This window comes from Humibacter albus DSM 18994 (assembly GCF_000421825.1).
GTDB lineage: Bacteria > Actinomycetota > Actinomycetes > Actinomycetales > Microbacteriaceae > Humibacter > Humibacter albus.
The window spans coordinates 447,739-463,420 of sequence record NZ_ATXT01000013.1 but is presented as its reverse complement, the minus strand read 5'-3'; the positions used below and the strand labels follow the sequence as shown (position 1 = coordinate 463,420).

Below are 15,682 nucleotides of genomic sequence, written 5' to 3'. Positions count from 1 at the left end.
GTCAGCCGCACCCGAGGCATCAGCCGCCGTCCGGCCCGCCGAGCCGGTACCACTCGCGTGCCGTACCGCCCTCGATGCGCATGCGCGCCGCGCGCTCCCCCACCAGTCCGATCGTCGTCTCCAGGGTCGCATCGTAGGTGCGGGCCGCTTCGCACAGCGGCCAGTCAGAGCCGAGCATCACCCGCTCGGCGCCGAACGCCTCGAGGGCGACGTCGACGTGGGGGCGCAGCTGGTCGGGCGCATGCCCGACGCGCGGCTGCGTGAGCAGCCCGGAGAGCTTGACCGCCACGTTCGCTCGGCGGGCCAGCGCGCGCATGCCGCGGCTCCAGGCGGCGAAGCCCGACCTGCCGGTCTCCGGCTTCGCGAGGTGATCCACGACGATCCGCGACTCGGGGACGGCCTCCGCGAGAACGAGCGCATCCGGCAGCCTGCTCGGCGTGAGCAACAAATCGAGTGCCAGTCCTCGCTCGGCGACCGCACGCATCCCGCGCGCCACCGCCGATTCCGGGAAGCGCCCACCGGTGTCGGGGACCATCGTGCGGATGCCCGCGAGCCGACCTCCTCCGGGCCCGGTACGCAGACGGTCGAGCCGCGCACCGGCATCCGGCCGCGTCAGATCAACCCAGCCGACCACGCCGGCGACGAACCCGTACGAGTCGCCGCGCGCATCACCCGTGGAGTCACCGGCGTCGCCCCTGGCGTCGCCGCGCGCATCACCCGCGGCGAGCGCCAGCAGTCCTTCGGTCTCCCGCTCGCTGCCCACGGTCTGCACGAGAACGACCGCGTCCACCCCCGCGGTGAGCGCGAGCGGACGCAGCCGCTCGATCGTGTCGACGCGGGCGAGCACGCCACCGCCGCGCCCGAGGTCATCGAGCGCGGCAGTGTGCGCGTGGACGTGCGCGTCGATCTTCATCGTCGCGATCGCGTCGCTCCTGCCGCCCACTTTCGGGCTCCGTACTGGTAGGCCCCGAGGCTGGGCACCGGGTCTGTCGACCCGTCGGTGATGCCCGCGATCGGAATGGCCGCGTTGCGTGCAGGAGACCCGGCCTGCAACGTGTAGTCGTTCTTCGCCGGATCGGTGAACAGCGGATCGACGTCGGAGCCCATGTTGTTCGTGAGCACCATGCCGCCGTCGGTCGCGTCCGTCGTGCCGACGAGTGCTCCGATGTTGTTCTCCACCACGGTTCCCGTCGACTCCCCCGCGCCCTTGACGTACATCATGTAGACGCCGCCCGTGTTGTTGTAGACGCTGTTGTTCAGCGATCCGCTGCCCAGCCCGTTCAGCATGACGGTCTGAGTTGGGTTGTTCCAGCCCACGTTGTTCGCGATCGTCAGATCGCTCTGCCCGTTGTCGGCGTAGACGCCTGCCATCGCGAACGTCTCACTGGTGCCGATCGCCGGCGTGGCGTCGTGCAGCAGGTTGTGGTCGATGGATGTCCCCGCCATCGAGGCGCCACAGCAGGTGTAGACCGCCGCGGTGTCGAGGCTGAGGTTCCCGTACTCGGAGATGTCGTTGTACGCGATCCGGTCCGCCGTTCCCGCCGTCGCCCCGTAGGGCAGGGTCCACTGCAGGTTGATGCCGCTGCGCCCGACCTTCGAGATGGTGTTGTGCGTCACCGTCTGGCCGAATCCCTGCACGGCGATTCCGGCCGCGTACGTCCCGGCATAGTCGACATCGCTGATCACGTTGTTCGTCGCCGTGTTGCCGTAGCCGAGCAGCGCGATGCCGTTGCCCGCGCTCAGCGAGAGCGTGCTGTTCTTCACCGTGTTGCCGATGCCCTTCACGACGATCCCGGTGTCAGTGATTCCACGGTTGACCGTCGTGCCGCAGTTCGTGGCGCCCTGCGTGATGTCGGTGTACTGCGACAGGTAGGTGCCGTCGATGCTGTCGAGCGTCACGTCCCTGCTGTCATCGCCGGTGGTCATCGAGGTCCCGAACAGGTGCACGTTCTTCACCGTGGTGTAGCTGGATGCGGTCAGGTCGAAGCCGAGCTGGCGCTGCTTGGCCTCGATGTGGTGCCGCATCGGAGAGTCCTGGCTGTCGAGGTAGAGGCGCTTGGCCGTCGCGTCGTAATACCACTCTCCCGAGTGCGAGAGCTCGGCGATCTGCCCGGCGAGCGAGTAGCGCGTCTGGTTCGGCTCGATGGTGTGCACACAGGCGGGCGCGACGTCGAGCGTGAGCGACCCGGTCGAGGAGCCGACGACCGTGCCGGTCTCGGTGGCGTACCAGTAGCTCGTGAGCACGCGCGCACCGTCCCAGTAGCCGGCCGGCTGCGTGAGCGCAGGGTCGACCAGCGTCGCGCCGGTGCTGCCGGCCGCCGCGCGCTCGACGGTCGTCGGACGAACCGGGTCCGTTCCCGGATACGGCCACTGCGCCTCGACGTCCATCGCGCCGTCGGTGAACACCTGCACCGGGCTCACGTCGTCGCCCAGATCGATGGCGACGCTGTAGACGTCGCCATCGTCGACAGCCTGGCTGAAGGCGGAACCGACGACATACGGGTCGGCGGCGGAGAGCGTGTTCACATCGGATGCCGTCACGCGCCTCCAGCCCCGCACGGTATCCGCTCCGGAGACGGTCACCTTCGCCCCGCGCGCCGCCGTGTACGTGATCGGCGCCAGAGAAGTGCCCGACGCCTTCGGGGTGACCGTCTCGTGATACGTGCCGCTGCCGATCACGCACGTGTCACCGGCGACCATGACGTCGGCACACTTCTGGATGCTCGCGAACGCGTGATGCATCGAGCGCCCGTTCGCCCTGTCGTTGCCGTGCGTCGAGACGTAGTAAGTCGCGCCGTGCACGGGAACGGCGGCGGCCGAGCCCGGGATCGCGACGGCCGCGGCCGTCAGCGCGACGAGGGCGACCGCCCAGGTGCGCCCGAGCCGGCGGGCGCCGAGCGCGGCCCTGGCCGTTCTGCTCCGGGCCCGTTGCTGGGTGCGATGTCGATCGTGCGCCGTGGACGACGATCGGTGTGTGCGGTTGCGGATAGCAAGCATCCTCGCTCCTATCGATAGGGTATAATCGATGAAACTAGCGGGATGTCATCAGCCCGTCAACACCTATCCGCAGGATTATCGATAGATAGACTCATGCCCGTGTCGAACAGTTCGGCTTTTCAGCCTGAGACGAGCGCCGAGGGGGGCTCCCCCGTTTCCTCGGCGAACAGTGCCGCCGCGGCCGATCCTGCTGCCCGGGAGGCACTGCGGCGCAGCCTCGAAGCGGAGCGCGGCAACTTCGGACGAGACCTGATCTCCGACCAGGTGTACGACCTGGTGCGCCGGCTCGTGATGGAGGGCGCCCTCAAACCGGGCGATCGCGTCGTCGAGCTCGAGCTCTCCCAGCGTCTCGGCATCAGCCAGGCCCCGGTGCGCGACGCCGTCAAGCGACTCGCGTACGAGGGCGTGCTCACCCATGTTCCGCGTCGCGGGCACTTCGTGACCGTCGCGCTGGAGGAAGACCTCGAGCACGCGGTCGTCGCCCGTACCATGATCGAGCGCACGTCTGCGCGTCTCGCCGCGGCGGAGCTGACCGATGAGGCCCGCGCCGAGCTCGAGTCCGTCGTGGAGCGGATGCGCGAGGCGGCCGGGCGTGAAGACGTCGCGGTGTTCCGCGTGCTCGACTTCACGTTCCACCGCCAGGTGTGCGCCGCGAGCGGCAACCCGTTGATCGTCAAGTGCTGGGATGTCATCGAGCCGGCACTGCGCTCCTCTCGCGCCGTCGGCGACCCGCTGTTCCAGGGCGACTGGTCGAGGGTGGCCGACGACCACGCGAAGCTGCTCGCACTGCTGCACCCGAAGTCCGCCGACAAGGCCGCCGACGCCTTCGGCCGTCACGCCTCGTTGCAGAGCCCGTAGCGGCGGGCTCGCGACACAGCCGCCCTGCACTGCAGCGCTGACGGAGTTCTCCGCGCACACCTTGGTCCCGGCAATTTGCCGTACACTGACAGCATGTCTCCCACCACGCCGCTCAAGGCCGCCCGCATCGAGGTTCGGGTGACCGTCGAGCAGAAGAAACTCATCGAGCGCGCCGCCGCGCTCAAGGGGCGCAGCATCACGGACTTCGTCTCGATGCTTGCCGCCGAGGAAGCGGAGGAGATTCTGCGCGCCGAACACTCGATCGCCCTGCCCGCCGAAACGTTCGATGCGCTCCTTCGGGCTCTGGATGAGCCGCCCCGCGCCCTGCCCGAACTCAAGCGGCTCTTCGAAGAGCAACCGGTGTGGGCCGACCAGGAGCGCGTCGCCGCAATCGAACGCATCGCGGCGGATATTGCGTGAGCGCGCTGCCCGAACCACTCAACGAGCATCACCGCATCGAACCGTTCCGCAGCCGGGAGCCGGAACTCAACAATTGGCTCCACGACCGCGCCCGCCGCAGCGACGCCGCCAACACCGCCCGCACCTACGTTGCCACCGCCGCCGAAGGTCTCGTGATCGGCTACTACACCCTGTCCGGGTACAGCGCCGGCTGCCGCCGCGCACCGAGCCGCCTCGGCCGAAACCAGCCGGACCCAATCCCCGGAGTGCTGATCGGCCGCCTTGCCGTCGATGAACGTTTCGAAGGCATCGGACTCGGCAAAGCGCTGCTCCGTGACGCGCTCACACGCGTCAGCGCAGCCGCAGAAACAGTCGCCACGCGGGCGGTGTTCGTCGACGCGCTCAACGAAGACGCGGCCCGCTTCTGGAAGGGTCACGGTTTCCTCCCACTCCGCGACGAACCGCTCGCCCTGTACATGCGACTGGACGACGTGCGCGCCACTATCGCCGCACTCTGACCTGGCGCGTCAGCGCAGGCGCGCCACCCCGGCGTGCAGGTCCAACACGAGCGCGACCCTGGCGCGGGCTCGAGGCGCCAAGCGCACGGCGATCCGCGAGCCGCCCTCGAGCGAGACGTCCTGTTCCTCGTCAGTGTCGACATCCCGGAGCACGGCCCGACGGATGACGTGCTCTCCGAACCCGCCTGCCTGTATGACAGTCTCCACACCGTCATCGCCGAGGTTCACGAGTTGCACGACCGACCGCTCCGGGTCGATCGATTCCACGAGCGCCGCCACCTTCGGCGGCAGCCCCGGTCGCCCTGCGATGGGGTCGAAGTACCGCACGAACGCGTGCTGCAGCCCGCCGTTGTAGAGGGCCTGCGGCGCCCCGAACGCCGTCATCACGAGCGCCTCGGTGACCACCGGGTTCACGCGCTGCCAGCGATCCTGGTCGAATCCGGAGGCGAGGTCATCCGCTCGAAGCGCCGCGAGCCGCTCGTCCACCTGTCCGTGCGCCACCGTCAGCAGGTCGGCCGCGAAGCGCTCGACGTCGCCGTCCCTCAGCGCGGCGAACCAGGCATCCTCGTGCCCGGCCTCTTCCTTGTCGCGGAACTGACGCACCAGGGACCAGTCCCAGCCCCCGGCGGCACGCAGCTCGTCGAGCGCCCGGAGGTCGTCCGACCGGCGCGAATGCCACCAGAGCCACACCGGGAACGCCGCCTGCGGTGGCTGATGGTCGAACCACCCGTCCGGCGCGAGCCGCGTCGGCCAGAGCTCGAGCTCGTGGTCGAACTCGTCGCCGAAATGGGTGCTCCAGCGGCGCTTCATCGTCATGGCACGGCCTGTGGGCACGTCGCGCACCCGCTGGGAGCGAACGGCATCGAGGATGCCTCGAGCCAGTTGCAGAGCACCGTCATCGGCGCTCGAGGTGAGCAGCCCGGCTCCCGCGTTCAGGGCAGCGGGCAGAAGACTGTGGATGCCGTGCGGCCACGTCCATCCGTACAGCCCGCCGAACCATGAGCCCACCGGCTCGCCGCCCACCACGCCATCGGCGCCGACGTTGTCGGGGAGGAGGCCGCCGTTGTCGGCCGCGCGGCGCATCCACGCCGTCACATAGCCCTCGACCCAGTCGCGCCAACGCGCCTCTCCGGTCAGAAGCCACGCGAGCGTGACGAGGGAGACGACGCTGAGGTTCACGGCGACGTCACCGGAGCCGAACCGATGCTGCATCGCCTCGGCCATGCGCTCGGCGTTGCCCGGAGAGTCCAGGTCATCCCACGACTCGATGCCGGGCAGTCCGCGCACGGGCAGCCCGTAGGTACGCATCTCACGTCGCTCGGTGCCGAACCGCGGCAGCTCATCCTCCAGCCCCGGTCGCGGACCGCCGGCACCGTTGTGCGGTGCTCGGATGATCCGCAGCTCCGGATCGTAGTTGCCGGCCGGCGAGTCGGGCAGGTAGAGGCCCGCGAACCGGGTGACGGCATCCACCAGCTCCGGGTTGCGCGGGTCTGCGAGGCAGAGACCGTAGAAGAGCTCGAGCCCTTCGCCGAGGTGGAACCAGTCGTAGCCGGTCTCGAAACCGTCGCGGAACAGCCCCAGCTCCTCGAGCTGCGCGCTGACACCGCGCCAGATGCGCAGGCCGGCCTCCAGCAGTTCCGGGCTGCCCCCGACCGAGTAGAGCGTCGGCCAGTTGAAGACCGCCTCGAGAAAGTCGTCGGCGCCGTCGCGGCCGATCGGCCGTCCACCCGGGCGCAGCCGACCGTCGTCGTCGACGTACGTACCGGCGAACTCACGCCACGCCTGCTCGAGTCGTTCGCGCAGGCTCACCTGCAGCAGTGCCCAGTCGGGCGCTGTCATGGACTATCCCTTCGTCGCACCGACCGTGAGGCCGCTGATGATGTGCCGCTGCATGTAGAGGAAGAACACGATCACGGGCGCGACCGCGAGCAGGAGGTTCGGGAACACCTTCGTGAGGTCGGTCGTGTACTGGCTGATGCCGGTGTAGATGGCCGTCGTCACGGTGTATTGATCGGATGACGGCCCGAGCAGGATCTGCGGGCTCACGAAGTCGTTCCACAGCCCGATCGAGTTCAGGATGAGCACCGTCACGACCGCGGGTCTCAGCAGAGGGAAGATGATCGTCCAGAACGTGCGGAGCCGGCCGGCGCCATCGATCGATGCCGCCTGATCGATGTCGCGCGGCACCGTCGCGATGTAGCCCACCATAAGGAAGATGCTCACCGGCAGCGTCGTCGCGGAGTCGTAGAGCACGAGCCCCGCAAAGCTGTTCACCAGGCCGAGCGTTCGAAGCACGTAGATAGCGGGGATCACCATCGCCGCGCCCGGAATGAACGTTCCGGCGAGAAAGTACAGCATCAGCAGTCTGGTTTTGCGGCTGGTGCTGCGCGCGATCACATACGCCGCCGGACCGGCGAGCGCAATGCAGATGACGTCGACGACCACGACGATCGCCGCGGTGAAACCGTACGACGCCACCACGTTGTACTCGGGGCTCGTGATCGCGTCGATCAGCGGTTGCAGCGTGAGCCGGTCGAACGGGATGCCGAACGGCTGGCTCTGGATGTCCTGCTGCGTCTTGAACGCGTTGACGAGCAGGATGTACGCCGGTCCGCCCATGAGCGGCACGAGCAGCGCGAGCATGATCACCCGTCCGACGTTGACCCGCTCGCGCCGACGTCGACGCGGCATCCGTACGGCTGTCTCGGCGGTCATCCTTCGCCCTCCGCTGCCTTGTCACTGCGATTGCGCAGTGCGGTCACCAGCAGCGCGAGGGCTGCCGACACGATCATCAGGAACACGGCCTGCGCGTTGGCATAGCCGATCTTCGTGCTGCCGAACGACTGCGCGAGGATCACGTACGCATACGTCGACGTCGAGCCCGCCGGGCCGCCGCCGGTGAGGCTCACGACGATGTCGTAGGCGCGCAGCAGGCCGATCAGGCTGAGTATCAACGCCACCGTGACCACCGGCGCGATCATCGGGATCACGATGTTCCGATTGATCTGCCAGCGGCTCGCGCCGTCGATCTCGGCCGCCTCGATGAGCTCGAGCGGCACGGTCTGCAGCGCCGCGACGAAGAGCACCACGTTGAAGCCGAAGCCGGCCCACACGATCACCGCGATCAGCGAGATGAGCGCCAGGTTCTGCTCGAACAGGAAGCCGACCGGGCCGATCCCGAACGGGGCGAGCAGCGTGTTGAGCGCGCCCTTCGTGCCCAGGATGGCATTCCACAGGAACCCGAGGATCAGCGCGCTGATCACGTGCGGGTAATACGTGAGGGCCCGGAAGACCGAGTTCGTTCGCGACTTCTGGCGAAGGGCCAGCGCGTACATCAGGCCGAATCCGATCTGGAACGCAGAGCCGAAGATGACGATGAGCACCGTCACCCACATGGAGTGCGTGGTGTTCGGATCCGTGAAGAGATGCGTGTAGTTCTGGATGCCGATGAAGGCGGCATCCGAGAAGCCGTCCCAGTCGGTGAAGCTCAGGTAGATCGCGACTCCGACCGGCACCACCATGAGCGCGGAATAGAGCAGCACCGCGGGGCCGGCCATGCCGAGCGAGACCGCCGTGTCTTTGAGTCGTCTGTTTCGTTTGCGCGCCGCAGCGCCCTCCCCGGATCGTGTCCGGGGAGAGCGCGCGTCGGCGATCACTGCGTTTGCGAGTCCCACCACGTGTCCAAGTTCTCCGCCACCTGCTTCGGGGTCGATCCCGAGTACAGGGACTGGATCTGACTGTTCAGTTCGGTCGAGTAGCCGGGGAGCGGCTGCTCATCTGCCGCTTCGACGAATCCGCCGGGCGAGGCATCCACGATCTTCTGCACGCCCTTGCCCAGGCTCGACATCGTGTAGGTGTAGCCCTTGCGGAAGTTGCCGTCGGCGGCGAGCTCGCTGCCTACGGCGGTCTTGTCCGTGGTCAGCCACTTCACCAGACTGATCGCGGCCTTCTGATTCTTCGACTGCTTGACCACCACGTACGGGTCGGCGATATTGCTGAACTGCTTCGTCGGGTACGTGCCCGTGGTCGGCATCGAGAACACGCCGAAGTCGTCGCTGGCCTTGGCCTGGTCGGCCGCCGGAACGAAGAACGAGCCCATGATGTACATGGCCGACTTGCCTTCCAAGAAGTTGGTCTGCCCGTCGGCGTATGCGAGGCCCAGATCGCTCTTCTGCAGGTATCCCTTGTCGACCCACGACTTGTAGGCCTTGAGCGACTTCATGTAGTCCTTGTCGCCCGCGAACGTCACGTCGCCTTCCCGGCGCTTCTTGATCCAGTCGGGTGTCTTGGTCATGGTCGTCGAGTCGTTGAAGAGCGTGAACTGCGAGCCCGTGACCCACTGACCGGCGGTCTGCAGCGGCACGTAGCCGGCATCCTTCAGCTTGCCCATCGCCTTGGTGAACTGGGCCACGGTCTTGATCTTGGCTGCGTCGAGCCCGGCCTTCGTGAACGCCTCCTTGTTGTAGAAGACCAGCGACTGCACCTGCTCACCGGCACCCACGAGATACGTCTTGCCGTTGATCTTGTAGTTGTCGACGAGCGGAGTCTTCTTCGTCCACGACTCCTTGGAGAGATCGGTGAACAGCTTGGCCGTGTCAGCACTGGGGGTGACCTGCTGCACAATGTCGGGCGGATCACCCGCGGCGAGATCCTGGTTCAGCTTGTCTGCGGCCGAGATGGTGCCGGTGCGCTCCAGCTTCACCGTGACGCCGGGGTGCGCCTTCTCGTATTTGGCGAACAGCTTGTTCCAGTACGCCACCGTGAGGTTGGGCGAGATGTTCACGATGATGCGCAGGTGCGCCGACTCCGCCTTCGCCGTGTCGGCCGATGCACTCGCCGACCCGTTCGACGAACAGCCGGCCAGCACCATGGACGCCGCGCCGGCGACCACTGCGACGGCGCCTACGCGCCGCCAGATCCCTTTGCCTTTCATTCCGACTCCACTCTGATGTCTGGGGATTGAGGCGGGAAGTGACCCTAGCCTCGTTGCTGGGATCGGTCTTCGTTCCGGATGAACCGTGGTGTGCAGAACCCATTGATCCAATCGGAACGACTATCGATAGTCGAAAGAATTACACGATCGAGGTCGGAGCGCAAGCCGGTGCCGCATCCGATCACACTCGACCACGACCGTCACAGGCTTTCACCGCCGTCGACGGGCAGCGACACGCCCGTGATCATGGATGCCTGCGACGAGGCCAGGAAGACCGCCGCGTTCGCGACATCCTCCGCCCCGACCCAGCGCCGGAGCGGTTTGCGCGCGGCCTGTTCGGCGAGCTTCGCTTCGATCTCCTCGGTGCTGCCGCGCAGGGTCGCGCGCAGCATGGGCGTATCCACGCCGCTCGGGCACACCGCGTTCACCCGAATGCCCTGCTTCGCCAGATCGAGCGCCAGAGTGCGCGTCATGCCGACGAGTCCGCTCTTCGCTGCGGCGTACCACGGAGCGCCGGGGTGCGCGCGAAGTCCGGACGTGGAGCCGGTGAACGTGATGCTCGGCGCATCCGATTCGGCAAGCTGCGGCGCGAACGCCGCAACACAGTTCGCGGGTCCCTGCAGGTAGAGCTCCAGCATCGGGCCGAGTTCGGCCTCGACGCGGCCCGCGCTGAGGAAGAGTGCGTCGACACGCCCGAACGCCTCCACGGTGCGTGCGGCGAGACGCTCCAGGTCACTCGGCGACCGGATGTCCGCAGCCGAGAAGATCACGTCGGCACCGGCATCCGTCAGTTCGGCCGCCACCGCCGCCCCACGAGTGGCGTCCAGGTCGGAAAGGCTGACCCGTGCGCCTCGCGCGGCGAACAGCGCCGCCGTCGCCCGCCCCATGCCGGATGCGCCGCCGATCACGACCGCGACCCGGCCCTCGAAATCGCGCGGGACGGGTGGTCCTGCCGCGCCATTCGTGGCCGCCTCCGATCCTCCTCCGGGCGCTGCGTTCCGCTCCGCATTCGATGCGCTGTTCGATGCGGTGTTCATCGTCGTCATGTGCATCCTCCTCGACATAGGGAATACTATCGTTCATCGATAGTCGCTAATTCGTTCGCCCGGGTGACTGAGCGTTCGAAAGCGGTCCCGTCCCAGCGTGCCGGAATTCATGCCGTTCGAGGATCGTGCGACCACGGGCGATGCCGCCGGCACCGGCGACGCCCGCCGCAATCTGAAAGGACGCGCCAGCACATGCCCCTGTTCGACCTGCCTCTCGACCGCCTGCGGACCTACCGCCCGGCCAGCACGGCCCGCGCGGATTTCGACGCGTTCTGGGCGACCACGCTCGCCGAACACGCCCCAGAAGGACCGGCGCCGCGCTTCGATCCCGTCGACTCGCCGCTGACGACCATCGAGTCGTTCGACGTGACGTTCGCCGGATACGACGGGCAACCTGTCAAGGCATGGCTGCATCTTCCTCGGCATCGTCACGGTGCACTGCCCTGCGTCGTGCAGTACATGGGCTACGGCACTGGCCGTGGCACACCCGTCACGCTCCAGAACCTCCTCTACAGCGCCGCAGGCTACGCGAACCTCATCGTCGACAACCGTGGTCAGGCGGGCAGTGAGACGCCGGACGGCGACGAGGGCCGACTCGGACAGACATCCGGTTTCATGACCCAGGGCGTGCTCAGCGCCGAGACGTTCTACTACCGCCGCCTCATCGTCGACGCCGTGCGGGCACTGAGGACCGCAGCAGTCCATCCGGATGTCGACGCCCGGCACATCGCGGTCGCCGGCGGAAGCCAGGGTGCCGCGCTCGCCGTCGCCGTCGCCGCCCTCGACGACATCGCCCGCGCAGTCCTGGCCGACCTCCCGTTCCTCAGCCACCTGCGCCGCGCCGCCGACATCGCATCGGCCGGCCCGTCACTGGAACTCGCGGAATTCGGACGATCGAGGCCGGAGCTCGTGGAGCAGGCTTTCACGACGCTCAGCTACTTCGACACCATGAACTTCGCAGCACGGTCACTCGCACCCTCGCGCTTCTCGGTGGCACTCATGGATGACGTCGCACCGGCATCCACGGTGTTCGCCGCGTACAACCACTACGCCGGACCCAAGCAGATCGATGTCTACCCATTCAACGGGCACGAGGGCGGCGGCCAGCTCGCCGCCGAGCGCCGGCTCTCGTTCCTGCACGACGTCTTCGCCGAAGAAGCGAGCCCGCCGCCCATTGGTCGTGCGCCGGCCGAACATGTTTCGGCCGACTCTCTCGCGTAGCGTGCTCTGGTAAGGAGTCTGCACATGTCTTTCGACGACACCTCGGCCGCATCGTCGCCCGCCGACCGGGCGACCTCCGATCTCTCACGCACCAGCCAGGTGCCCGCCGCCCCTGATACTGCCTGGTTCACTCATGACCGGTTGGGGTTGTTCGTGCATTGGGGCTTGTATGCGTTGGGGGCGCGGCATGAGTGGGTGATGAACCGTGAGCGGATGTCGGTGGCCGATTACGAGCGGTATGCCGCGCACTTCGATCCGGATCTGTTCGATGCCCATGAGTGGGCGGCCGCGGCGAAGGCCGCGGGGATGCGGTATGTGGTGTTGACGACGAAGCATCACGACGGGTTCTGCCTGTGGGATTCCGCGTTGACGGAGTACACGGTGATGCGCACCCCGTTCGGTAGGGATGTGGTGGCCGAGTTCGTGGCCGCGGTGCGGGAGGCGGGTCTGAAGGTCGGGTTCTATCACTCGCTGCTGGACTGGCATCACCCGCATTTCCCGATCGACGGGCACCACCCGTTGCGCGACGACCCGAACGTGGCCGAGTTGAACGCGGGCAGGGATGTGGCCGTCTACCGGGAGTATCTGCACGGCCAGGTGCGGGAGTTGCTGACGAACTACGGCCGCATCGACTACCTGTTCTTCGACTTCTCCTACGGCGCCGACGAGGCGACCCCGGTGTGGGGCGGCAAAGGCGCCGATGACTGGGGTGCGCGCGACCTTCTGGGCATGGCGCGGCGGCTGCAGCCGGACATCCTCGTCAACGACAGACTCGGCATCCCCGGCGACTTCGTCACCCCGGAGCAGTACCAGCCCGACAGGCCGCTGGAGGTCGACGGCCAGCCGGTGCTGTGGGAGGCGTGCCAGACCCTCAACGGCAGTTGGGGATACGACCGCGACAACACCGACTACAAATCACCCGAGCTGCTGATCCGCATGCTCATCGACGGGGTGTCCAAGAACGGCAACCTCCTGCTGAACGTGGGCCCGAACGGGCGCGGCGCGTTCGATCCGCACGCCGAGCAGGCACTCGCGGGCCTCGGCGAATGGATGCGACTGCACGGTCGCGCCATCTACGGTGCCGGTGTCAGCGCGCACACACCGCCGCCCGACGTGCGATACACCCAGCGAGGAAACCGGCTCTACGCGCACCTGTTCGCGTGGCCGTTCGAAACACTCCACCTACCCGGGCTCGCCGACGAGGTCGAGTACGCGCAACTGCTCAACGACGGCAGCGAACTGAAGATGCGGGTCATCGACCCGAACGCCACCGCACAGAACCTCACCCAGGGCGGGCAACCGGCAGGCACTCTCACCCTCACGCTTCCCGTACGCCGGCCGGATGTCGCGGTGCCGGTCATCGAGATGTTCCTGCGCTGAGCACGCCGCGTCGCGTGCGGGGCGGTGTGCCGCTTCGACTCGGTCCCCTCGCGGGGCGAGTGCCACTTCGACTCGGTCCCCTCGCGGGGCGAGTGCCACTTCGACTCGCTCCGCTCGCTCAGCGGGCATGTGGGCTCGGTCCGCTCGGTCAGCGGGCACGCCGGACCGGGCTGCCTCAGCCGACGGCGAGCACGCTCGCCTGCTCCTCATACAGCCGCGCGTAGACGCCTCCTTCGGCCAGCAGCTCGCCGTGCGTACCGTGCTCCACGATGCGCCCGCGGTCGACCACGAAGATCACGTCGGCGGCGACGATCGTGGAGAGCCGGTGCGCGATCGCGATCGTGGTGCGCCCGTGTGCCGCGGAGTCGAGCGCCTGCTGCACCACGCGCTCCGAGATGGTGTCGAGAGCGCTGGTGGCCTCGTCGAGGATGAGCACTTCCGGGTTCTTCAGCAGCACGCGTGCGATGGCGATCCGCTGCTTCTCGCCGCCCGAGAGCCGGTAGCCGCGCTCGCCCACGATCGTGTCGTACCCGTCGGGGAACCCGGCGATCGTGTCGTGGATATTCGCGGCGCGCGCGGCGTCCTCGAGTTGCTGCTGCGTGGCATCCGGTGCCGCATAACGCAGGTTCTCGGCGATGGATGCATGGAACAGGTACGTCTCCTGGCTCACGATGCCGATGTGGTCGACGAGCGACTCGTGCCGCAGGTCGCGCACGTCGGTGCCGGCGAACAGCACGGTGCCGTCGGTCGCCTCGTAGAGCCGCGGCACGAGGTACGACACCGTGGTCTTTCCCGCGCCGCTCGGCCCGACGAACGCCGCGAACTGACCGGGACGGATGGCGAAGTCCACATCGTCGAGGGTCGCGCGCTCGCTCGCCGCGGCATCCGGATAGCGGAACGTCACGCCGCGGAACTCGATGTCGCCCACGGGCGCGTCGACGGAGACGTCGACGGCGTTCGCGCGATCGACGATCGCAGGCTTCAGGTCGAGGTACTCGAAGATGCGGGCGAACAGGGCGCCGGAGGTCTGCAGGTTGAGCGCGGTCTGCATGATCCCGATCAGCGGGAACAGCAGGCGCGCCTGCACCGTGGTGAACGCCACGATGGTTCCGGCGGTGATGTCGTGGGCGCCGAGGCCGAGCATCCAGGCCGAGACGAGGTAGACGATCGCCGGAATGGACGACAGGAACAGGTGCACCATGGCGAAGAACCACTGGCCGCTCATCGTCTCCTTCACCTGCAACGCCACCTGCGTGTCGTTCTCGGCCGAGTAGCGCGTGATCTCATCACGCTGACGGTTGAAGCTCTTCGACAGCAGGATGCCCGACACGCTCAGCGTCTCCTGCGTGATCGCGGTCATATCCGACAGTGATTCCTGCGTGGCCGTTGCGATGCGCGCCCGCACCTGTCCGACTCGCCGTTGTGCGATCACGAGGAACGGCATCAGCACGACCGCGATGAGCGTGAGCTGCCAGTTCAGCGCGACCATGGCGACGAACGCCGCGATCACCGTCACGATGTTGCCGAGCACGCTCGAGATCGTGTTGCTGAGCACGTTCGAGACGCCGCCGACGTCGTTCTGCAGGCGGGACTGAATGACACCGGTCTTGGTGCGCGTGAAGAAGCTCAGCTCCATCGACTGCAGGTGGCGGAACAGCCGTACCCTCATCTCACCCATCACGGAGTTGCCGACCCGTGCCGTCAGATAGGTCTGCCACACGCCGAGCCCGCCGGAGACGAGGAACACGGCGATCATGGCGACGACGAGGATGGTCGTGGTGCGGTAGTCCGGATGCCCCGCCTTCGGGAACAGGCCGTCGTCGAACACCCGCTGGGTGAGCAGCGGAGGCACGACCGACAGCGCCGCGGAGAGAAGCACCAGCGCGACGGTCACCGTGAGTGCGGTCTTGTGCGGCGCGAACAATGCCGCCACCCGGCGCATCAGGTGCGGGATCTTCGGCGCCTGCGCATTCGCCGCCTTCTGGGCCGCAATGTCGCGCCCCGCGGGACCGCCGTGGCCGCCACCGTGGCCGCCGCTGGAGCGACCGCCCGCGTGTCCGCCACCCGCGTCGCCACCGGGGCGGGCCGCGCGGGCACTCGGCTGTCCACCGTCCACGGCACTCCCGCCAGACGCACCGCCGCCCGTGCTGTGGCCATCCGGACCTGCACTGACACCCGGTCCGCCACCGTGCCCTCCCGGCCCAGCCTGTCTGTTTTCGCTCATGAAGCCCTCCTCGTGACGTGCGCGGCGTCTCACCACGATCGCCCACACAACAAGACACGTCAACGATATATCGTTTGGATCTATTCCGCGCTACTTCGGCCGCCTC

Annotated in this window: 13 protein-coding genes; 5 read left to right on the top strand and 8 right to left on the bottom strand. The window is 67.6% G+C overall.

Features of this window, described 5'->3' with window-relative positions:
• Positions 1-19: 19 nt before the first annotated feature.
• Both H623_RS18375 and H623_RS20725 read right to left on the bottom strand, forming a co-directional pair.
• Positions 20-943: an amidohydrolase family protein gene (locus H623_RS18375; RefSeq protein WP_051143107.1), complete on the bottom strand. Its 924-nt coding sequence runs from the start codon at positions 941-943 to the stop codon at positions 20-22.
• Positions 910-2,997, bottom strand: a complete 2,088-nt coding sequence (locus H623_RS20725; protein ID WP_245558924.1) for a right-handed parallel beta-helix repeat-containing protein — start codon at positions 2,995-2,997, stop codon at positions 910-912. Before H623_RS20725 ends, H623_RS18375 begins: the two co-directional genes overlap by 34 nt.
• Before the next feature lie 99 nt (positions 2,998-3,096).
• Between H623_RS20725 and H623_RS0106840 the strand changes: the two genes are divergently transcribed.
• The 3 genes from H623_RS0106840 (at position 3,097) to H623_RS0106830 (ending at position 4,772) form a co-directional block, all read left to right on the top strand.
• On the top strand, positions 3,097-3,855 hold the full coding sequence (locus H623_RS0106840; protein WP_169514901.1) for a GntR family transcriptional regulator: 759 nt from the start codon (positions 3,097-3,099) through the stop codon (positions 3,853-3,855).
• Positions 3,856-3,948: 93 nt separating this feature from the next.
• The gene (locus H623_RS18370; protein ID WP_022900199.1) at positions 3,949-4,275 is read left to right on the top strand and encodes a type II toxin-antitoxin system TacA family antitoxin; all 327 of its coding nucleotides are present in this window, start codon (positions 3,949-3,951) and stop codon (positions 4,273-4,275) included.
• A complete protein-coding gene (locus H623_RS0106830; protein ID WP_022900198.1) occupies positions 4,272-4,772 on the top strand; it encodes a GNAT family N-acetyltransferase in 501 nt (166 codons plus the stop codon). Before H623_RS18370 ends, H623_RS0106830 begins: the two co-directional genes overlap by 4 nt.
• Before the next feature lie 9 nt (positions 4,773-4,781).
• Here H623_RS0106830 and H623_RS18365 read toward each other — a convergent pair whose 3' ends face one another.
• The 5 genes from H623_RS18365 to H623_RS18360 form a co-directional block, all read right to left on the bottom strand.
• A complete protein-coding gene (locus tag H623_RS18365; RefSeq protein ID WP_022900197.1) occupies positions 4,782-6,611 on the bottom strand; it encodes a DUF8034 domain-containing protein in 1,830 nt (609 codons plus the stop codon).
• Between the two features lie 3 nt (positions 6,612-6,614).
• Positions 6,615-7,487, bottom strand: a complete 873-nt coding sequence (locus H623_RS0106820) for a carbohydrate ABC transporter permease (RefSeq protein WP_084485710.1) — start codon at positions 7,485-7,487, stop codon at positions 6,615-6,617.
• Positions 7,484-8,329 carry a carbohydrate ABC transporter permease gene (locus H623_RS0106815; protein ID WP_033371381.1) on the bottom strand — a complete coding sequence of 282 codons (846 nt, stop codon included), beginning with the start codon at positions 8,327-8,329 and terminating at the stop codon, positions 7,484-7,486. Before H623_RS0106815 ends, H623_RS0106820 begins: the two co-directional genes overlap by 4 nt.
• Positions 8,330-8,424: 95 nt before the next feature.
• Positions 8,425-9,705, bottom strand: coding sequence for an ABC transporter substrate-binding protein (locus H623_RS0106810; RefSeq protein ID WP_022900194.1), 1,281 nt, complete (start codon positions 9,703-9,705; stop codon positions 8,425-8,427).
• Between the two features lie 200 nt (positions 9,706-9,905).
• Positions 9,906-10,751 (bottom strand): SDR family NAD(P)-dependent oxidoreductase, encoded by an 846-nt coding sequence (locus H623_RS18360; protein WP_022900193.1) that lies wholly within the window; start codon positions 10,749-10,751, stop codon positions 9,906-9,908.
• 192 nt (positions 10,752-10,943) lie between these two features.
• Here H623_RS18360 and H623_RS18355 point away from each other — a divergent pair, with 192 nt between their 5' ends.
• Positions 10,944-11,972 (top strand): acetylxylan esterase, encoded by a 1,029-nt coding sequence (locus H623_RS18355; protein ID WP_022900192.1) that lies wholly within the window; start codon positions 10,944-10,946, stop codon positions 11,970-11,972.
• A gap of 24 nt (positions 11,973-11,996) precedes the next feature.
• Entirely contained in the window at positions 11,997-13,352 is a 1,356-nt protein-coding gene (locus H623_RS0106795) for an alpha-L-fucosidase (protein ID WP_022900191.1), read from the top strand.
• A 175-nt stretch (positions 13,353-13,527) separates the two neighbouring features.
• On the opposite strand, the gene H623_RS18350 is transcribed toward H623_RS0106795, so the two are convergent.
• Positions 13,528-15,576 carry an ABC transporter ATP-binding protein gene (locus H623_RS18350; RefSeq protein ID WP_084485769.1) on the bottom strand — a complete coding sequence of 683 codons (2,049 nt, stop codon included), beginning with the start codon at positions 15,574-15,576 and terminating at the stop codon, positions 13,528-13,530.
• Positions 15,577-15,682 lie beyond the last annotated feature (106 nt).